At 52.7% G+C, this 19,278-nt stretch carries 17 protein-coding genes; 12 read left to right on the top strand and 5 right to left on the bottom strand.

What is annotated here, in order from left to right:
• Window positions 1-65: 65 nt before the first annotated feature.
• From DXU84_RS14295 to DXU84_RS14240, 12 genes are all read left to right on the top strand, one after another.
• The gene (locus DXU84_RS14295; protein ID WP_013577199.1) at window positions 66-620 is read left to right on the top strand and encodes a YgjV family protein; all 555 of its coding nucleotides are present in this window, start codon (window positions 66-68) and stop codon (window positions 618-620) included.
• Window positions 621-814: 194 nt separating this feature from the next.
• On the top strand, window positions 815-2,494 hold the full coding sequence (locus DXU84_RS14290; protein ID WP_153376082.1) for an alpha-amylase family glycosyl hydrolase: 1,680 nt from the start codon (window positions 815-817) through the stop codon (window positions 2,492-2,494).
• 106 nt (window positions 2,495-2,600) lie between these two features.
• Complete coding sequence (locus tag DXU84_RS14285) at window positions 2,601-3,893, top strand: ABC transporter substrate-binding protein (protein WP_194286520.1); 1,293 nt, start codon at window positions 2,601-2,603, stop codon at window positions 3,891-3,893.
• Between the two features lie 30 nt (window positions 3,894-3,923).
• Window positions 3,924-4,805 carry a carbohydrate ABC transporter permease gene (locus DXU84_RS14280; RefSeq protein ID WP_013577196.1) on the top strand — a complete coding sequence of 294 codons (882 nt, stop codon included), beginning with the start codon at window positions 3,924-3,926 and terminating at the stop codon, window positions 4,803-4,805.
• The gene (locus DXU84_RS14275; RefSeq protein ID WP_013577195.1) at window positions 4,792-5,637 is read left to right on the top strand and encodes a carbohydrate ABC transporter permease; all 846 of its coding nucleotides are present in this window, start codon (window positions 4,792-4,794) and stop codon (window positions 5,635-5,637) included. The genes DXU84_RS14280 and DXU84_RS14275 overlap by 14 nt, the downstream gene beginning before the upstream one ends.
• Before the next feature lie 43 nt (window positions 5,638-5,680).
• A complete protein-coding gene (locus DXU84_RS14270; RefSeq protein WP_013577194.1) occupies window positions 5,681-6,733 on the top strand; it encodes a zinc-binding alcohol dehydrogenase in 1,053 nt (350 codons plus the stop codon).
• 12 nt (window positions 6,734-6,745) lie between these two features.
• Window positions 6,746-7,537, top strand: coding sequence for a sugar phosphate isomerase/epimerase (locus tag DXU84_RS14265; RefSeq protein WP_015690503.1), 792 nt, complete (start codon window positions 6,746-6,748; stop codon window positions 7,535-7,537).
• Window positions 7,538-7,552: 15 nt separating this feature from the next.
• On the top strand, window positions 7,553-8,611 hold the full coding sequence (locus tag DXU84_RS14260; protein WP_112151038.1) for a Gfo/Idh/MocA family protein: 1,059 nt from the start codon (window positions 7,553-7,555) through the stop codon (window positions 8,609-8,611).
• Window positions 8,608-10,854, top strand: a complete 2,247-nt coding sequence (locus DXU84_RS14255; protein ID WP_153376078.1) for a glycoside hydrolase family 65 protein — start codon at window positions 8,608-8,610, stop codon at window positions 10,852-10,854. The genes DXU84_RS14260 and DXU84_RS14255 overlap by 4 nt, the downstream gene beginning before the upstream one ends.
• Complete coding sequence (gene pgmB / locus DXU84_RS14250) at window positions 10,844-11,527, top strand: beta-phosphoglucomutase (RefSeq protein WP_153376076.1); 684 nt, start codon at window positions 10,844-10,846, stop codon at window positions 11,525-11,527. The genes DXU84_RS14255 and pgmB overlap by 11 nt, the downstream gene beginning before the upstream one ends.
• A gap of 9 nt (window positions 11,528-11,536) precedes the next feature.
• On the top strand, window positions 11,537-12,625 hold the full coding sequence (locus DXU84_RS14245) for an ABC transporter ATP-binding protein (protein ID WP_112151035.1): 1,089 nt from the start codon (window positions 11,537-11,539) through the stop codon (window positions 12,623-12,625).
• A gap of 99 nt (window positions 12,626-12,724) precedes the next feature.
• Window positions 12,725-13,735 carry an OmpG family monomeric porin gene (locus DXU84_RS14240; RefSeq protein ID WP_013577188.1) on the top strand — a complete coding sequence of 337 codons (1,011 nt, stop codon included), beginning with the start codon at window positions 12,725-12,727 and terminating at the stop codon, window positions 13,733-13,735.
• A gap of 45 nt (window positions 13,736-13,780) precedes the next feature.
• Here the strand turns inward: DXU84_RS14240 and DXU84_RS14235 are convergent, their stop codons facing one another.
• The 5 genes from DXU84_RS14235 to DXU84_RS14215 all read right to left on the bottom strand — a co-directional run bounded on the left by DXU84_RS14235 (window position 13,781) and on the right by DXU84_RS14215 (window position 18,850).
• Window positions 13,781-14,812: a LacI family DNA-binding transcriptional regulator gene (locus DXU84_RS14235; protein ID WP_370461781.1), complete on the bottom strand. Its 1,032-nt coding sequence runs from the start codon at window positions 14,810-14,812 to the stop codon at window positions 13,781-13,783.
• Window positions 14,813-14,911: 99 nt separating this feature from the next.
• On the bottom strand, window positions 14,912-15,643 hold the full coding sequence (locus DXU84_RS14230; RefSeq protein WP_153376073.1) for a proteasome-type protease: 732 nt from the start codon (window positions 15,641-15,643) through the stop codon (window positions 14,912-14,914).
• A gap of 26 nt (window positions 15,644-15,669) precedes the next feature.
• Complete coding sequence (locus DXU84_RS14225; RefSeq protein WP_013577185.1) at window positions 15,670-16,464, bottom strand: transglutaminase family protein; 795 nt, start codon at window positions 16,462-16,464, stop codon at window positions 15,670-15,672.
• Window positions 16,464-17,405 (bottom strand): alpha-E domain-containing protein, encoded by a 942-nt coding sequence (locus DXU84_RS14220; protein ID WP_013577184.1) that lies wholly within the window; start codon window positions 17,403-17,405, stop codon window positions 16,464-16,466. The genes DXU84_RS14225 and DXU84_RS14220 overlap by 1 nt, the downstream gene beginning before the upstream one ends.
• Window positions 17,399-18,850: a circularly permuted type 2 ATP-grasp protein gene (locus DXU84_RS14215; protein ID WP_013577183.1), complete on the bottom strand. Its 1,452-nt coding sequence runs from the start codon at window positions 18,848-18,850 to the stop codon at window positions 17,399-17,401. Before DXU84_RS14215 ends, DXU84_RS14220 begins: the two co-directional genes overlap by 7 nt.
• Window positions 18,851-19,278 lie beyond the last annotated feature (428 nt).

Genomic DNA, 19,278 nt, shown 5'->3' with positions numbered 1-19,278 from the left:
GTTTCAGTTATGGAACGCCGTTTGCTTTTGCAGCGCAAGACCCCCACGTATGAGACTCCTGACAAATGACGTATTACTGGTTTGCCCAGTCAGTTGGTGTTGTGGCCTTCATGGTCGGCATCACGATGTTTTTCAACCGCAGCGACCGCCGTTTCAAACAACAGCTTTCTGCCTACAGCGCCATTATCGGCGTGCATTTTCTGATGATGGGTGCCGCGCCCGCTGGCATGAGCGCCTTACTGAATTCTCTGCGCACACTGATTTCCCTGCGTACCCGTAACCAGTTGATTATGGTAATTTTCATCGTCCTGACCCTGGTGCTGGGGCTAAGCCGCGCCCATCACTGGATGGAACTCTTACCGGTCGGCGCGACAGTTGTCAGTACCTGGGCGCTGTTCCGCACCAGCGGGCTGACAACCCGGTGCATTATGTGGTGCTCAACCTGCTGCTGGGTGGCACACAACATCTGGCTTGGCTCGATTGGCGGTTCACTTATCGAAGGCAGTTTTCTGGTCATGAACGGTTTTAATATCATTCGCTTCCGCCGCCTGCAATTGCGTGGCATCGATCCGTTTGAGGTCGAGAAGAAGCTAGTGCAGAAGATGGATGAGCAGGGATAGTCCCTGCTTTTTTGTCCTTCATTCGCGTACCCCGCTTATTTTGAATCTGCTCACAGATTGCAATAATAATTCCGCGTTTCCCCCTCTATTGATTCCTTCCGCCTGTTTGCCTCGTTGACAACCTCCGGACGCAGGAGTAATTTCCGATTCCGTGGGAGCGGTCCCACAAAAAGGGAAAGGGAAAAAGGAAAATCATGGACGCTATTCAGGGATTACTGAAACAGATATATGCAGGGAAATTGTCAGCGGTATTCTTAGATGATCTGATTACACGCATTGAGGTTGCCAGAAATCAGATTACCTATACGGCCAAACAGGGATGGGATGAAAAAGATGTGGTATTGATCACCTATGCAGATCAGTTCACGAACAAAGCAGAAAAAACACTTTCAGTATTTGATAGTTTTTATCAGCAGCATCTGGCGGATGTTTTTAATATTGTTCACCTTCTGCCTTTTTATCCTTATTCGTCGGATGATGGTTTCTCGGTGATTGATTATCAGCAGGTCAATCCACTGGCGGGGGACTGGAAAGATATCCGTAAGCTTGGCCAGTCTTCACGACTGATGTTTGATTATGTCTGTAATCATATTTCCGCGAGCAGTGAATGGTTTAAACAATATCTGGCGGGCAATTCGAAATATGAAAACTATTTTATTAGCCTGAACGAAAATAGTGATTTATCTGCCGTGACCCGTCCCCGCAGATCGCCGCTGTTAACGCCTTTCCGCTTTGAAAATGGCGAAACCCGTCATGTCTGGACCACCTTCAGCGCGGATCAGATCGACCTGAATTTTGCGCATCCTGACGTACTGCGCGACATGCTGGACGTGTTACTGAAATACCTGTCGGAAGGCGCTGAATATGTGCGTCTTGATGCTGTGGGCTACATGTGGAAGGAACCCGGCACCTCCTGTATTCATCTGCCCAAAACACATTTACTGGTGAAGCTATTCCGCGCCGTGGTGGAGTATGTTTCACCCGGTACTGTGATTATTACCGAAACCAATGTGCCGCATCAGGACAACATCAGTTACTTTGGTAACGGGTTTGATGAGGCGCAGATGGTCTATCAGTTCCCGCTGCCGCCGCTGGTTCTGCATGCCATTCACAGTGAAAACGGGGAAACGCTGAAACGCTGGGCCGCCGGTCTGGATGCCTGCACACCCGCCACCACCTTCTTTAATTTTCTTGCTTCGCATGATGGCATTGGCCTGAACCCGTTGCGCGGATTACTGCCGGAATCAGAGATCCTCAGGCTGGTGGATGCGCTGCAACAGGAAGGCGCGAGGGTGTCGTATAAAAATAATCCGGATGGCAGCACCAGCCCGTATGAAATCAACGTCACCTATATGGATGCGCTGAACCGGCAGTCGGACGACGACGATATCCGTCTGCAACGCTTCATGCTGGCGCACGCTATTTTGCTGGCATTCCCCGGTGTTCCTGCGGTGTATATCCAAAGTATTCTGGGTTCGCGTAACGATATTCAGGGGGTTGAGAACACCGGGCATAACCGGGCAATTAACCGGCAGAAATATGATGTCACGGAAATTGGACAGATATTATCTGAACCTGATTCATTACGTGCGCGGGTATTTGGTGAACTGAAGAAATTAATTATCTGCCGAACTGAACAGGCGGCATTTCATCCTTCCGCGCCGATGCGGGTCATAGAATGTCATGAAAGTGTGTTTGCCTTTATCCGGGGGCAGGGAAACCAGGAAATAGTGTGTCTGTTTAACCTTTCCGCTAACAATATTCAGGTAACGCTCCCTTCGGGGGATTATCAGGTCTTACCTTATAATCATTCACTGAAATGTGACGGGGAAATAACATTAAAGCCTTATCAGTATATCTGGTTACGCCATTAATTAAGATGTTCCGTTATTTTTTTTGTATTTAAAGGGTGTGATATTTCACAGACCAGTGATTTCGGCTGGCTATAAATTAGCAAAGGAGATGTTCATGAATATAAAAATGAAAAGAAAATATATCCTTATAACTCCGTTATTATTATCCGCATTATGTTTATCGGCCTGTGAGGACGCCAAAGAGAGACAGGTCACCATTGAGTTTATGCATTCTTCGGTCGAGCAGGAACGTCAGGTGGTCATTAATCAGCTGATTGCGAAATTTGAACAGGAAAATCCGCAGATCACCATTAAACCGGTGCCGGTGGAAGAAGATGCCTACAACACCAAAGTGATTACGCTGGCCCGTACCGGCGCACTGCCAGCCGTGATTGAAGTCAGTCACGATTACGCCAAAGTGATGGATCAGGAACAGCTGATCGACCGCGATGCCATCAGGCAGGTGATCGACGGCATAGGTGCTGATCAGTTTTATCCCGGCGTATTGCGCATCGTGCGCACGGAAGAAGGCGAGAATTACACCGGCGTACCGATCCATGGCTGGATACAGGGGATCTGGTACAACAAATCACAACTGGCTGACGCCGGATTCTCTGCGCCGCAAAACTGGCAGGATGTCACCCGCATTGCCACGGCATTTAATCAGCCCGCGCGGAAAAAATATGGCATTGCGTTACCGACCGCCGAAAGTGTTTTGACCGAACAGGCTTTCTCGCAGTTTGCGCTTTCCAACGATGCCAACGTATTTAATGCTCAGGGGCAAATCACGGTTAACACGCCGGAAATGCAGCAGGCGCTGGATTATTACCGTCAGCTCGCCACCTTCTCGATGCCTGGTTCCAATGACGTCATGGAAATCAAAGACGCCTTTATGAACGGCACGGTGCCGATGGCGATTTACTCCACTTATATTCTTCCTGCGGTGTACAGCGAAGGCAAAGCCGGTGACCTTGGTTTTGCCGTGCCGACTGAAAAATCCAAAGCCGTTTACGGCACCATCACCTCACTGACCATCTCCAACGGGCTGGATACGCCTGAACGTGAGGCCGCCGAACGGTGGGTGAGCTTCCTCGAAAAACCGGATAACGCGACAGCCTGGGTGCTGATGTCGCCGGGTGCCGCATTGCCGGTGACCCAAGGCGTGACCGGTAATGCCACCTGGCAAAACAATCCGGTGATCAAGGCATTTGGCACGCTGCCGCAAATGCTGGTGAACGAGTTTGCCAACGTGCAGGTGTTCGGTTCCGTCGGGGAGAAAAACTTCGCAGCAATGGGCGATATCACAGGCTCTGCCGTGCTCAGCGAAATGCTCAATGGCGTGACCGTCGGGAAGAAGGATCCGCAGCAGTCACTGGCGGAAGGGCAAAAGCGTATCGAAGCACTGATGCAAAAACGCTAAACGGAGGAGCCTGAATTGTCAGGGAAGATCATGAAATCACGTAAATTTAACCATTCTGACGGTCGTTTTGCGCTGCTTCTGCTCGCCCCCAGCATCTTTTTGCTGGGGCTGCTGGTGGCGTATCCGATGTTGTCGAATATCCAGATCAGCTTTCTGCAAATCCCGCTGAATCCGCGTCTTGATAACCGGTTTGTCGGGCTGGATAACTACATCAGCATTCTCAGCGATCCGGGCTTTTATCACTCGTTGTGGGTGACGTTCTGGTACACCGCACTGGTCGTCGCGGGCAGTACCGGGCTGGGGCTGGGCGTCGCGTTGTTTTTTAACCGTGAGTTCCGCTTTCGCAAAACGGCGCGTTCGCTGGTGATTTTGTCCTATGTCACGCCTTCCATTTCGCTGGTATTTGCCTGGAAATACATGTTCAACAACGGCTACGGCATTGTGAATGTGATCGGTGCTGACATGCTGCATTTGTTCAGCGATGCCCCGCTGTGGTTCGACAATCCGGTCAGCAGCTTCGTGCTGGTGGTGTTGTTCGCCATCTGGCGTTACTTCCCCTACGCCTTTATTTCGTTTCTGGCGATTTTGCAGACCGTCGATAAATCCCTGTACGAAGCCGCAGGCATGGATGGCGCCAATGCCTGGCAGAAATTCCGCATCGTCACGCTGCCCGCCATCATGCCGGTACTGGCAACGGTGGTCACGCTGCGCGCGATCTGGATGTTCTACATGTTTGCCGACGTCTACCTGCTGACCAACAAGGTCAATATTCTGGGTGTGTATCTCTATAAAACCGCCTTCGCCTTTAACGATTTAGGTAAAGCCGCCGCCATATCCATGGTGCTGTTTGCCCTGATCTTTATCGTGATCCTTCTTGCCAGAAAACGGGTGAATATCAATGGCAGCAACTAACCGCAAGATCCTGCGCAAAGCGGGCTTTTATGCCAGCCTGCTGATTTTCCTTGGCGCGATGTTATTTCCTTTTTTCATCATGCTGATGACCTCGTTCAAAAGCAGTAAAGAGGCGATTTCCCGCCATCCGACGCTGTTTCCGCAGGAGTGGGATTTCCATCATTACGTGGATATTTTCAATCCGCAGATTTTCCCGTTCCTCAGTTACTTCAAAAACAGCCTGACCGTGTCGGTACTGGCGTCCGTGATCGCTGTGTTTTTCGGCATCCTGGGCGCTTATGCGTTGTCACGGCTGCGTTTTAAAGGGCGCGTCACCATCAACGCCAGCTTTTATACCGTCTACATGTTTTCCGGCATTTTGCTGGTGGTGCCGCTGTTCAAGATTATTTCGGCGCTGGGCCTGTATGACACCACTACCGCGCTGGTGATCACCATGGTGGTTCAGACCTTGCCGACGGCCGTGTTTATGCTGAAAAGTTACTTCGACACCATTCCTCACGACATTGAAGAAGCGGCGATGATGGACGGGCTTAACCGGCTGCAAATCATTTTCTACATCACCGTGCCGCTGGCGATCTCCGGCATCATTTCGGTGTTTGTGTACTGCTTTATGGTGGCGTGGAATGACTATCTCTTCGCCTCCATTTTCCTCTCCAGCTCTGCCAATTTCACCCTGCCTGTCGGCCTGAACACGTTGTTCAGCACACCGGATTATGTCTGGGGAAGAATGATGGCTGCCTCGCTGGTGACCGCGCTGCCGGTTGTCCTGATGTACGCGCTTTCGGAGCGGTTTATCAAAGGCAATCTTACTGACGGCGGCGTAAAAGGCTGACGTTAAAACGCATATTGACTGATTAAAGATGAAGGAATATCCGATGAAAAAACTGGTCGCAACCCAGCCGCGTGTGGCTGAACTGATGGATTATGAGGACCGCCCGGTCGCGGCATATGAAGTCAAAATTCGCGTGAAATTTGGCGCACCGAAACACGGTACCGAAGTGGTAGATTTTCGCGGCGTCAGCCCGTTTATTGACGAGGAGTTTTCGGCTGAATGGGGCATGTTTGTCCCCCGTCCGGCGGATGCGCCGCGCGGTATCGTGTTCGGCGAATTCCAGCTCGGCAACATGGTGGTGGGCACCGTTTGCGAAAAGGGCTGCGAGGTGACGGATTACGCGCTGGGCGATGATGTCTGTACTTACGGACCGCTGAGCGAAACGGTGATCGTCAACGCCGTGAACAATTACAAATTGCGCAAAATGCCCGCCGGTGCCTCATGGAAAAACGCCGTCTGTTATGACCCGGCGCAGTTCGCCATGAGTGGTGTGCGTGACGGCAATGTCCGTGTCGGCGATTTCGTGGTGATTGTCGGGCTGGGGGCGATCGGTCAAATCGCTGTGCAACTGGCGAAAAAGGCCGGTGCCAGCATCGTGATTGGCGTCGATCCGCTGGAAAAACGCGGGGAAATTGCGCTGAAAAACGGCGCGGATGCCGTGTTTAACCCGATCGGTACTGACATCGGGCTGGAGATCAAAAAACTCACCGGCAAACAGGGTGCGGACGTCATCATCGAAACCAGCGGCAATGCCCAGGCATTGCAGGCGGCGCTGCGGGGTATCGCTTACGGCGGCACAATTTCTTATGTCGCCTTTGCCAAACCCTTTGCCGAAGGCTTTAACCTCGGGCGGGAAGCCCACTTTAACAATGCCAAAATCGTCTTTTCCCGCGCATGCAGCGAACCCAATCCCGATTATCCCCGCTGGAGCCGTAAACGCATCGAAGACTCCTGCTGGGAACTGCTGATGAACGGCTACCTGAACTGCGAAGACCTGATCGATCCGGTGGTCACGTTCAGCAACAGCGCGGAGAGCTACATGAAATACGTCGATCAACATCCTGATCAGAGCATCAAGCTCGGCATCACTTTCTAAAAGGACTTAGACATGAAAATCGGTACACAAAATCAGGCATTCTTCCCGGAAAATATTCTGGAGAAATTCAAATTTATCAAGGCAATGGGTTTCGACGGTTTTGAAATTGACGGCAAATTGCTGGTAAATCATCTCGACGAAGTGAAAGCCGCTATCGCCCAAACCGGCCTGCCAGTGATTACCGCCTGCGGCGGCTATGAGGGTTGGATCGGTGATTTCATCGAAGAGCGCCGTCTGAACGGATTGCAGCAAATCACTGCGATTCTGGAAGCCCTTTCGCAGGTCGGCGGTAAAGGGATTATCGTGCCCGCCGCCTGGGGAATGTTTACCTACCGTCTGCCGCCGATGACCTCACCGCGCAGTCAGGCGGGCGACCGTCTGGCGGTCAGCGCATCCTTGCGGGAGCTGGAAAATGTCGCCAGACGCACCGGCACCACGGTGTATCTGGAGCCGCTGAACCGTTATCAGGATCACATGATAAACACGCTGGCGGAGGCACGCCGTTATATCGAAGAGGGCGCGCTTGAGCACGTCAAAATTATCGGTGATTTTTACCATATGAGTATTGAGGAGGATTGCCTCAGCGCTGCGTTCCATCAGCAACGCGATCTGCTCGGCCATGTACATATTGCTGACAATCATCGTTACCAGCCGGGCAGCGGAAGCATTGATTTTGGCCGCGCATTTCAGCAACTGAAAGAAGATGGCTACGACGGCTATATCGTCTACGAATGCCGCGTGCGGGCAGAAAATCCGACCCAGGCTTATCAGGATTCACTGACCTATCTTCGCAATTTACTCTGACTGACAGGCCGCGAAATGGAATTTATAACGAAACCGGCAGGAACGCTGAAAGTGGCGCTGGTGGGGGCGGGTCAGGTGGCGGAAAAGGTCCATGTGGCCTGTTACCGCCAGCTTCCGGGGCTTGAACTGGTCGCGGTGGTGGATTGCGATACGGCGCGCGCTCAGGCATTTGCCGGGCGCAACGGTATCGCCCGTGCTTTTACCTCACTGGAAGAGATGCTGGAGGCTGAACGGCCCGACATCGTCAGCATCTGTACGCCCAACCTTTTCCATCATCAGCAAGTGATCACGGCATTGCAGCACGGCTGTCATGTGTTCTGTGAAAAACCGCCTGCCATGACCGCCGCGCAGGCGCTGGAAATGTGGCAGGCGGCGGAACAGGCTGGCCGGCTTCTGGCCTATGACTTTCATCACCGTTTCGCCGAAGATGCGCGCATTTTACGCCAGAAAGTCGCAGCGGGAGAACTGGGTGAGGTTTATGTCACCACCGCGCGTGCCCTGCGCCGCTGCGGCGTGCCCGGCTGGGGCAATTTCACGGATAAAACGCAGTCCGGCGGCGGACCGCTGATCGACATCGGCATTCATATGCTGGATGCCGCCATGTACGTGCTCGGCTTTCCGGCGGTGCGCAAAGTCACCGCGCAGATGTTTCAGAAAATCGGTAACCGCAAAAGTGAAGGGCAGTTCGGAAGCTGGGATCCGCAGAAATACAGCGTGGAAGATTCAGTATTTGCCGCGATTGAGTTCTGCAACGGCGGGTTGCTGCGTCTGGAAACGGCGTTTGCGCTGAATATTCAGCCGCAATCGGTGATGAATGTTGAGTTTTGCGGTGATAAGGCCGGTGCCACACTGTTTCCTGCCCAGGTGTATACCGATGAAAAGGGTGAACTGGTGAGGTTATTCCACCGGGAGGTTGCCGACGATCAGCGCCATGTGCGCAGCGTTCAGGCGTTTGTAGCGGCGGTTCGCGGGGAAACGGTGAGTCTGGCAGACGCGGAACAGGGATACCGGATCCAGCAACTGGTGGCGGCTGTCTATCAGTCGGCAGAGTCGGGGGAGAGCGTGTATCTATGATTCAGCCTCAGATCCTGCCCGAAGCACCGTTTTCACCACATCGCCTGAATAAGTACGGCAGCCTGCATACCTGCGGCAATGGCCGGATTGGTATCCGTGGCTGTCACGAAGAAGCCTATACCGATCAACAGCGGGGCATGTTTGTCGCGGGTTTTTATCACCGTGCGAATACGACCGAAGTCACCGAACTGGTGAATCTGCCGGATATTATTGGTATGCGCATTGAGCTGGACGGCGAAAGTTTATCGCTGCTTTCCGGCACGCTGCTGTCCTATCAGCGTGAACTGCGCACCATGAACGGTGAGCTGTATCGCGAACTGGTCTGGCAGTCGCCCGCCGGTCAGCGTTTCAAAATCGAAACCCGTCGTTTTGTGGCGCTTTCTCCGCTGGCGCTGGTGGCGAGCCGTTTAACTGTTACCGCGCTGGATGCGAATGCACATTTGTGCGTGAGCACCGGCATTGATGCAACGCTCACCAACAGCGGCAGACAGCATCTGAATGAATGTTCAGTGCGGGTTTTCGATCAAAACGTTTTACAAGGCGGTTATCAGACCACAGACGGCCAGCAGCAGGCGGTCATCACCAGCCAGTGCCTGTTTCCTGCCCGCGCCAGCAGCAGTTTTTCGTCGAAAAACCGCCAGTTACTGCAACATATCAGCCTGCCGTTATCTGCCGGTGAAGCGGTGACGCTGGAGAAATTCAGCTGGATTGCCACGTCGCTCGACGCAGATTTCCTGCCAGAAAACACCTTCGCAGCACGCTGCCTGAAGGCCCTGCTGGCACACGCGCAGCAAGGTTACGGACACCTGCTGATGGAAAATACCCGCCACTGGCAGCATTACTGGCAGGCATCACGGGTCTGTGTGGCGTCAGATGATCCCCAGGATCAACGTGCGCTGGATTTTGCGCTGTATCACCTGAAGCTGATGATCCCGGCGCATGACGCGCGCGCCAGTGTGGCGGCGAAAGGGCTGACCGGCGAAGGCTATAAAGGGCATGTTTTCTGGGATACCGAAATATTTATCCTGCCTTTTGCCCTGCTGAATGCGTCTGAACAGGCGCGAAAACTGCTGGAATACCGCTATCTGCATCTGGCGCAGGCGCAGGACAAAGCCCGGCAGAACGGTTATCAGGGCGCACTGTTTCCGTGGGAAAGCGCGTTCAGCGGCGAAGAGGAAACGCCTGAATTTGCCGCGATCAATATCCGTACCGGTCAGCGGCAACGGGTGGCATCGGCGCTGGCAGAACATCATCTGGTGGCAGATATCGCCTATGCCACGGTGGGCTATTTCCAGGCCACGCTCGACACGGAATTTATGCAACAAATGGGACTGGCGCTGCTGAAAGAAACCGCGCGGTTCTGGATGAGCCGCGCTGAATGGCGTGACGACCGGCTGGCAATTCTCAACGTCATCGGGCCGGATGAATACACCGAACATGTTGATAATAATGCGTTTACCAATTATATGGCGCAGTACAACGTCCGGGAGGCCTGCCGGTATCTGCATGAATTTAATCATGAGGACGCCGCATTCTTTGCGCAGGCGGAAGATTTTCTGACGCACCTGTATCTGCCGCAGCCCGATGTGCAGGGTGTGATCGCGCAGGATGATTCCTTCCTCAGCAAACCGCAATGCGACCTGACAGCCTATAAATCCCGGCAGGGCACACAGGCCATTTTGCTGGATTATTCCCGTGCGGAAATCAACGAGATGCAGATTCTGAAACAGGCCGATGTGGTCATGCTCATGCAACTGCTGCCCGCACAGTTCACGCCACAATGTCAGGCTGCCAGTCTCAGTTTTTATGAACCGCGTACGATTCACGACTCTTCGCTGAGTAAATCGGTGCATGCGATTGTTGCCGCCCGGACCGGGCAGGTCGCACAGGCATTGCAGTTTTACCGCGAGGCGTGCCGCATCGATTTGGGCGAAGAACCTCACTCTTCGGACGACGGTATTCATGCGGCCGCCACGGCCGCTATCTGGACGGGGGCGCTGATGGGGTTTGCGGGGCTGGATTATCAGTCAGGCGAACTGCATTTCCGGCCCTCGCTGCCGCAGGGCTGGACGCGGTTACAGTTTCCCCTTTGCTGGCGTGGAACACGCCTGACGGTGTCTATCGAACCCCGGCAATTTACCCTCAGCAAAACGGATGCTCAGCCGCTGAAGGTCTGGATCAACGGCATCTCTCACACATTTACGGAAAGCCTCATTCTGAAAGGATCTCATGATGAAAACTGAACCCCTGCCGCGTGCCGTTATTTTTGACCTCGATGGTGTGGTGGTCGATACCGCGCACCTGCATTTTATGGCCTGGCAACGACTGGCGCAGCGTATCGGGATCCCCATCGATGCTGCGTTTAATGAGCAACTGAAGGGCGTCAGTCGTCAGGAATCGCTGTTGAAGATCCTCGCTGTGGGCGGAAAAACCGGAACTTTTACGCAGGCAGAATGTGACGCAATGGCGGCGGAGAAAAATGACGATTATGTCGGATTACTCGCCGGGCTGACCACGGCGGACATTTTGCCGGGGATCAGTGAATTGCTGCACACGTTGCGTGAACAGAGTGTGCTCACCGGTCTGGCTTCCGTTTCACAAAATGCCCCGCAGGTGCTCATGGCGTTAGGACTGGAGCAGGCTTTCGATTATGTCGCGGACGCCCGCCGGATCACGCATTCCAAACCGCATCCGGAAATTTTCCTCAACGTTTGCGAGGCGCTGAATATCGCGCCGCAGCATGCCGCAGGGATAGAGGATGCGCAGGCGGGGATTGATGCATTACGTGCCGGAGGCATTTTCTCGATTGGCATTGGCGCCACGCTGGAAGGGGCAAATCACCGTCTGGATTCTACCGACGGGCTGTCGTGGGCGGTTATCAGGCAACTATGGTTGCATCATCAGGCTGATATTTAAGGAAAAATTATGGCTCAGATTTCACTGCAACACATTCAGAAAATTTATGACAAACAGGTTCACGTGGTGAAGGATTTCAATCTGGAGATCGCGGATAAAGAATTTATCGTGTTTGTCGGGCCATCTGGCTGCGGAAAATCTACCACCCTGCGTATGATCGCCGGGCTGGAGGAAATTTCTTCCGGCGACCTGCTGATCGACGGCGTGCGCATGAACGACGTCGCACCGAAAGATCGCGAGATAGCGATGGTATTTCAGAACTATGCGCTTTACCCGCATATGTCCGTGTACGACAACATGGCGTTTGGCCTGAAACTGAGAAAGATTGCGCCGGAGGAAATCAGTCAGCGCGTGGAGTATGCGGCCCAGATCCTCGGGCTGAATGAGTATCTGGCGCGACGTCCGGGGGCGTTATCCGGCGGCCAGCGTCAGCGCGTCGCGCTCGGGCGCGCGATTGTGCGTGATGCCAAAGTCTTTCTGATGGACGAACCGCTGTCGAACCTCGATGCCAAACTGCGGGTACAGATGCGGGCCGAAATCAGCAAGCTGCACCATAAACTCAATACGACGATGATTTATGTCACCCATGATCAGACCGAAGCTATGACCATGGCGACGCGGATTGTGGTGATGAAAGACGGCATTATCCAGCAGGTTGGCGCGCCTAAAACGGTCTATAACCATCCACAAAATATGTTTGTGGCCGGTTTTATTGGATCACCTGCGATGAACTTTATCCGTGGTGCGCTGGATGGCAACTTTTTCGTGACGGAAAGCCTGCATATTCCGGTGCCTGAAGACAAACTGACGATATTGAATGCACGGGGTTATCAACGTAAACCGCTGGTACTCGGGATCCGTCCTGAAGATATCGCCGGTGCAGAGCAGCAGAACGCACATTTTGACGCGCGAATTACGGTGGCTGAACTGACCGGAGCAGAATTTATGTTGTATTGCTCGATTGGCGGTCATGAATTTGTCTGCCGTTCAAACGCTAATACTGATTATCAGGCCGGACAATTATTATCCCTGTGCTTTGATATGAATAAATGTCATTTCTTTGATTGTGAAACTGAGGAAGTCATTACCGCGCATTAATAAGTTATTTCACTAACGTGTATAAATAACACGAATTTTAAAAGAGGTTATCCGTTGTTTTAATATCCATCTGCCCCTACTGTAAAAGGAATTATTATAATGAAAATGAAAGTGGCTGCCGCATTATTATGCGGCACAGTCTGCTCGTCGGCTTTTTCCGCTGAGAGCGAAAGCGTAAATAAAAATGAAGATCATAATTCACCGGCAATGCTGACACCGGTACCGATCGGTAACGTTGCGTTACCTGCTGAACCCTGGAAGGTGCAGATCGGCGCCATGCAGGAAACAGAGAACACAGAAGGTCAGGGCGATAAAGACGGCGCTTATGAACCGACGGTATTTGTTAACTTCAGCAAAGGAAAGTGGAACTTCTACGGCGCATTTTATCAGGAAGACCATAACGTCGATTACTCCGAAGATACCCGAAGTGACTGGTTTAATCAGGTCGAATTCGATATGCATTATCAGTTTGTGGATAACGCAGATTATGCGCTGGGGCTGATGCTCGGTTTCAGGAACTATCAGTGGCAATATAATGAAGATAAAAAGAAAGAGGGCAATTCTTATAATACCCAGCGTTATACCATTCAGCCAGACTGGTCGGTGTCGCTTAGTCCTGCGTTGAAATATAACGGCTGGATGGCGTTGTATAATTATTATAACAGTATGGACGATAACGGCTATCTGAATAAAGAGTTTGAAGGTGAAACCGGTTTGAAATACAGTTTCACCGACGATATCGCGATGCAGGTCAGTTATTATTTAGATCGCGGATGGAATACCGGTGACAGCCAGCGCGGGGAATTCGCTAAACAGGAAGCGCGTATCTATTTGCCGGTGAGCTTCGATCTTTTCTCCAGCGGGAAAACTGTGCTGACGCCTTATGCCCGCCGGACGCTGGATACCTATTATTACAATGATGATCGCGGAGAACGCGAAGGAGAAACCGATACGCGATTCGGGTTGTTAATCAATCAGCCTTTACCCAACGGTTTTGCCATCTCACTGGAATATGCCTACGAATTGCAGTTGCACGATAATACCGATGCCAGCGCCAATGCGAAGACCAAATTCCATTATACCGGTGTCGGTGTCACCTATTCTTTCTGATGCCTCTCATCACCCAACCGGAAGCTGTTTTCCGGTTGGGTTTTCTTATTTTCCGGCAGTGATTTCTATGGCGGAATGATTCACCACCAGCTGTGTCGGCACCAGCGTGCGGGAATGCGCGCCGGGACGATCGAAAATTTTATCGAACAGCACACCGCAACCCTGCCAGCCTAATTCGCGGATAGGAATTTCAATGCCGGTCAGCCCCGGAGACAGGATCGGCGAAATATTGTCGCTGCTGTAACCGGTGATGGAAATTTCATCGGGAATGATCTTTTTCTGTTCATGGGCCGCGCGGTAAATGCTCATGACTTTCACGGCATCCGTGGCGAAAACGGCCGTCGGCGGATGCGCCTTTTGCAGCAATGTCGTCGCCGCCAGATAAGCGCTTTCGGTGGTATAACCGCCGTTAATCATCAGGCCCGGTTGCGCAGTCAGACCGGCATCCTGCATGGCGCGTTTATAACCGGCAAGGCGGTCAATGGAAACGTGATAATCCAGCGGCGCGTGCAGGCAGGCAATATCCTGGTGACCGAGCGAAATAAGATGTTCTGTCAGCCGGTAACTGTCCTGAAAATTATCGGTATCGACGGAAAAGACGTGCTGATATGTTCCTTCAATATTGCCAATCACCACCACAGGAACCTGATAATTATCTAACTGTTCCAGAATATATTCATCGGCGGGTGAACTGAGCATTATCACGCCTTTCACCATTTTTTCCGTTATTTTAGCGACACACTTTTGCAGATCTTCTTCGCTATTTTTGGACGTCTGCAAAATAACGTCAAAACCCTCTTCTTCCGCTCTCAGCGCAATGGATTGCAATATTTCGGAGAAGAAAGGGTTCCCGGCGGTTGTTTTGGTCGAACGGGTGGATATCACTAAAATCGCATCAAAACCTTTGGATGTCAGCGCCCGCGCCAGTTTGCTTGGCTGATAATTCAGCGTGCGGATAGCATCCAGCACGCGCTCACGGGCATCTGGCGAAATATTGGTTTGGTTGGTAATAACTCTGGAAACGGTAGATTTGGACACTTTTGCCAGACGGGCAATATCATAAATAGTGACTGCCACAATATATGCACCTCAAATATCCGTATTAAGGACGGGATATTGATAATACGGGGCAGGTCTGAGGTTGTCCATTTTCCCCAGACCTGATGTGGCGGATTATTACTCGTCTAATTTCAGCGGCGGCAACTGCGCAAAAATGCTCAGCAGGCCTTCGCCCCAGCCTTTGCGGATCATGTCGAAATACGGGTGTGTTTCGGTGATCCGGTGCTGTTGCGCGGCGCTGAAGCTGTCTGTCGGATAGGTCATCACATCCAGCGGCAGGCCGACGGAAAGATTACTGCGCAGTGTGGAGTCCATCGAAATCAGCGCACATTGCATCGCCTGATCCAGCGCGGTGTCGTAGCTCAGTACGCGATCGATAATCGGCTTACCGTACTTACTCTCACCAATCTGGAAATATGGCGTGTCGTGCGTGGCTTCGATGAAATTCCCCTGCGGATAAATGTGGAACAGCCGCTGGCTCTCACCTTTAATCTGTCCGCCGAGCAACAGATTGCAGCTGAAATCTGTATTGCCCCCCTGATTTGCGCCGCTGTCCCGTGCAATCACTTCACGCACCGTTTCACCCAGCAGGCTGGCGGCATCGTAAAGCGACTTCACGTTCAGCAGGTTTTCCCGCTCATCGTCTGCGCAGCGACGATGCAGCAGACTGATAATGCTCTGTGTGGTCGCCAGATTTCCGGCACTCTGGATCACCAGCACGCGTTCATCGCTTTGATGAAAAACATGCAGTTTACGGAAGGTGGAAATATGGTCCACTCCGGCATTGGTGCGTGAATCTGAAACAAACACCAGGCCAGAGGACAAGCGCATGGCCACACAGTAAGTCATAAAAAGGTTTCCTCAGGTATTCAGGATCATTGCGGAACGTCGAGTATGGCAACGGCCGCGACAGTGCGCATGTCTTCGCTTCCTCCCCCTAACCGGATACCGCGGACCGGGCATGCATCAAGATAATCTATGCCGATAGCCAGTTTCAAATGCTGATTCGGTTTACAGGTGTTATTGGTGACATCGAAGCTCTGCCAGCGGTCATCCAGCCAGGCTTCCGCCCACGCATGCATGGCCACATGCGCCGAGTCTTCCGAGTAAAGATAGCCGCTGACGTAACGCGCCGGGATGCCCAGGCTGCGGCAGCAGGCCAGGAAAACGTGTGTGTGATCCTGACATACGCCGGTTTGTGCTGAAAAGGCTTGTGAGGCGCTGTCTTTCACCGTGGTGCTGCCGGGGTTGTAAGGCATTTTCAGCAGCAGTTCGCCCATCAGGCTGCACAGACTTTCATGCTGTGCCTGCGGCCGGTAATAACGGCTGGCGAAATCGCGGATCGCGCCATCGGCCAGGGTCAGCGGGCTGGTGCGCAAAAACACCAGCGGCGAGAGATGCCCGCAATTATCGTCTTCCGTATTGTCTTCAATCTCGACCACGCCGTTGGCTTCAATGGTGATCGCCTGATGGGGTTGATCGAGCGTCAGGACATGCAGCACATTGCCATAGGCATCCAGCGTGCGGGTGGCATATTCCGGCAAGGTCAGATCCCACGACAAAATCTTCTGATGGCTGGAATCCTGCGGTGTGAGGCGCAGATATTGCGTGCTGTGTTTAACTTGTTGCGCATAGCTGTAATGCGTCTGATGTGTGACATTCAGTTTCATTATTGGGCCTCCAGATAGGTTTGATGAATGCTCTCAGCGATGGCATTGGTCTGATCCAGAAACTGCATCAACCAGGGGCTGAGACCCATCTCAACAATCTCGTCCATTTCGGTGAAGCGAAGCTGAGCATGAAGGGTATGGACACGGCGGCGTGGCAAATTGCCTGCGCTGCCGCCGATTTCCTCCAGCTGTTCGGCCATGATTTCGACACAGGAAAGCAGAGAACGCGGTAACTCGCGGCGCAGTATCAGCAGCTCGGCAATACGTTTCTGGCTAAGTTGCTGCTTATAAAGCGTGTGGAACGCTTCGCGGGCGCTGACCGCACGCAGCAGCGTGTCCATCCGGTAGTATTCGCGCACCGGATCTTCATCGGCATTCAGTAACTGATTTTTGGCATCCAGCAGGCGGGCGGTGCTGTCCGCACGCTCAAGCATGGTGCCGAGGCGAATAAAGTTCAGTGCATCACTGCGCAGTAATGTGCCGAACATCGCACCGCGGAACAGATGTGAGCGCTCCTTGACCCAGTCGAAGAAAGCGTCTGCACCAGCAGAACCGACGCCCTGACGGCGGATCAGTTTCATCTCTATCCAGGTGGCATTGATGCTTTCCCAGACTTCAGAAGAAAGACTGCCGCGCACCGCATGCGCATTGTTCCAGGCCATCTGCAGGCAACTGAAAATGCTGCTGTGGTTGAAGCTGTCCAGAGCGAAGAAGTTGAGCAGATTACCCATCGACTCCTGCGGATAGTGCTCGTTGAACAGTGTCCGCGTACCGGTCATGGTCAGCGGTACCAGTAAATCATTGTTTTCATCGCGTGCGTTGACGTCACGGATCGACATCATCGACAGCTTATTGGTCACGTCCAGCAGGCGTGCAATATTCTCGGCGCGTTCCAGATAACGCGCCATCCAGTACAGTTCGCTGGCTGTTCTGCTTAGCATGCGTCATCCTCCGTCGGATTTTCTTCCAGCACCCAGGTATCTTTGGTCCCGCCGCCCTGAGATGAATTCACTACCAGCGAGCCTTCTTCCAGCGCTACGCGGGTTAATCCGCCCGGCACCAGACGAATTTCGGCGCCGGTCAGCGCAAAGGGCCGCAGGTCGATATGACGCGGTGCCAGCCCGTTACCGACAAAGGTCGGGCAGGTGGAAAGCGCCAGCGTTTCCTGCGCGATGTAGTTTTCCGGGCGGATGCGCAGTAATTCGCGGAAGCGTTCAATTTCTGCCTTGCTGGCCGTCGGCCCAATCAGCATGCCGTAACCGCCTGCGCCATGAACCTCTTTCACCACCATTTTTTCCAGGTTTGCCAGCACGAAAGACAGATCGCTTTCCTTGCGGCATTGCCACGTCGGCACGTTATTGAGGATCGGATCCTCCGCCAGGTAGTAACGGATCATCTCCGGTACATACGGGTAGATCGATTTATCATCCGCCACGCCGGTACCGATCGCATTCGCCAGCACCACACCACCGGATCGATACACCGACAGCAGGCCGGGAACCCCGAGCATGGAATCGGCGCGGAACGCCAGCGGATCGAGGAAGGCGTCGTCGATACGCCGGTAGATCACGTCAATCTTGCACGGTCCGGCGGTGGTGCGCATAAACACCGCGCCGTCTTTCACGAACAGATCGACACTTTCTACCAGTTCAACGCCCATTTGTTGTGCGAGGAAACTGTGCTCGAAATAGGCACTGTTAAAGCGGCCCGGCGTCAGTACCACGACGGTCGGATCGTTGACGGTGGTGCTTTCGCGCAGGGTTTGCAGTAAGTGGGAAGGGTAGCGGGAAACCGGCGCGATACGCTGCTCGGCAAACAATTCGGGATATAACCGCATCATCATTTTGCGGTTTTCCATCATGTAAGACACACCGGACGGCGTGCGCAGGTTGTCTTCCAGCACGTAGTATTCGCCATCGCCTCCCCGCACCATGTCGGTTCCGGCAATGTGGGCGTAGGTATCACGATGAAGATCGATGCCCTGCATGCAGGGCTGATACTGATCGTTGGCCAGCACTTGTTCGGCGGGCACGATCCCTGCCTTGAGGATCTTCTGGTCATGATAAATATCATGCAGAAAAGCATTAAGCGCCTGAACCCGCTGACGGATCCCGCGATCAAGCATCTGCCATTCGCTGGCCGGAATAATGCGTGGCACGCTGTCAAACGGGATCAGCCGTTCCGCGCCATCATCTTCGCCATAAACATTAAAGGTAATCCCCACCCGGTGAAACAACAGCGCAGCTTCCTCTTTTTTGCGCTGGACTGCCTGTTGATCGGCTTGCTGCAACCACTGCCAGTAGGCCTGATAATGGCTGCGGTGTTTGCCTTCAGCCATCAACATTTCATCAAAAAAGGGTGAATCGGAAAGGTCAATCTTGATCATCATCACCTCACAAACTGGACAGGCTGCAATTGAATCGTTCAATAACAATGAAGATCAGGCATAAAGTGTGCCAGCGTGCAAAACGGGCTGAAAATCAGGTGAAAAGGGGCCGGTCTGCCCTGTTCGGGTGCAGCGCGCTTTCAAGTTGAGTGAAAAGAGGGCAGAAATGATTAGGTTACTGTAAGTATGATCGTTGATGAGGCAATCGCCATTGATGATATGAAAACAACAAAAAAACTTATGGATACATTAATTATGTTTAGTATTTCTGTGCATCATCACATTCGCATTCTCCGGATCCTGATACAAAATTCCCACAATTTCACCATGTGAATACAGTTTCCTCACACCCCGAAAAGCAGGATGCTTTTCACATGCCAACCAGGGACCGGAATGGACACACTTTCCCGCTACTCACTTGATATCTG

The sequence above is a fragment of the Rahnella sp. RcJ3 genome (assembly GCF_009498575.1).
In the GTDB taxonomy this organism is placed as follows: domain Bacteria; phylum Pseudomonadota; class Gammaproteobacteria; order Enterobacterales; family Enterobacteriaceae; genus Rahnella; species Rahnella aceris.
The sequence above is the reverse complement of the archived record's forward strand: the minus strand, read 5'-3'. Positions and strand labels throughout refer to the sequence as shown.

Excerpts from the sequence above, each read along its gene's own strand:
- DXU84_RS14295 (WP_013577199.1), top strand. The coding sequence starts at position 66 with ATGACGTATTACTGGTTTGCCCAGTCAGTTGGTGTTGTGGCCTTCATG.
- DXU84_RS14290 (WP_153376082.1), top strand. The coding sequence starts at position 815 with ATGGACGCTATTCAGGGATTACTGAAACAGATATATGCAGGGAAATTG.
- DXU84_RS14285 (WP_194286520.1), top strand. The coding sequence starts at position 2,601 with ATGAAAAGAAAATATATCCTTATAACTCCGTTATTATTATCCGCATTA.
- DXU84_RS14280 (WP_013577196.1), top strand. The coding sequence starts at position 3,924 with ATGAAATCACGTAAATTTAACCATTCTGACGGTCGTTTTGCGCTGCTT.
- DXU84_RS14275 (WP_013577195.1), top strand. The coding sequence starts at position 4,792 with ATGGCAGCAACTAACCGCAAGATCCTGCGCAAAGCGGGCTTTTATGCC.
- DXU84_RS14270 (WP_013577194.1), top strand. The coding sequence starts at position 5,681 with ATGAAAAAACTGGTCGCAACCCAGCCGCGTGTGGCTGAACTGATGGAT.
- DXU84_RS14265 (WP_015690503.1), top strand. The coding sequence starts at position 6,746 with ATGAAAATCGGTACACAAAATCAGGCATTCTTCCCGGAAAATATTCTG.
- DXU84_RS14260 (WP_112151038.1), top strand. The coding sequence starts at position 7,553 with ATGGAATTTATAACGAAACCGGCAGGAACGCTGAAAGTGGCGCTGGTG.
- DXU84_RS14255 (WP_153376078.1), top strand. The coding sequence starts at position 8,608 with ATGATTCAGCCTCAGATCCTGCCCGAAGCACCGTTTTCACCACATCGC.
- pgmB (WP_153376076.1), top strand. The coding sequence starts at position 10,844 with ATGAAAACTGAACCCCTGCCGCGTGCCGTTATTTTTGACCTCGATGGT.
- DXU84_RS14245 (WP_112151035.1), top strand. The coding sequence starts at position 11,537 with ATGGCTCAGATTTCACTGCAACACATTCAGAAAATTTATGACAAACAG.
- DXU84_RS14240 (WP_013577188.1), top strand. The coding sequence starts at position 12,725 with ATGAAAATGAAAGTGGCTGCCGCATTATTATGCGGCACAGTCTGCTCG.
- DXU84_RS14230 (WP_153376073.1), bottom strand. The coding sequence starts at position 15,643 with ATGACTTACTGTGTGGCCATGCGCTTGTCCTCTGGCCTGGTGTTTGTT.
- DXU84_RS14225 (WP_013577185.1), bottom strand. The coding sequence starts at position 16,464 with ATGAAACTGAATGTCACACATCAGACGCATTACAGCTATGCGCAACAA.
- DXU84_RS14220 (WP_013577184.1), bottom strand. The coding sequence starts at position 17,405 with ATGCTAAGCAGAACAGCCAGCGAACTGTACTGGATGGCGCGTTATCTG.
- DXU84_RS14215 (WP_013577183.1), bottom strand. The coding sequence starts at position 18,850 with ATGATCAAGATTGACCTTTCCGATTCACCCTTTTTTGATGAAATGTTG.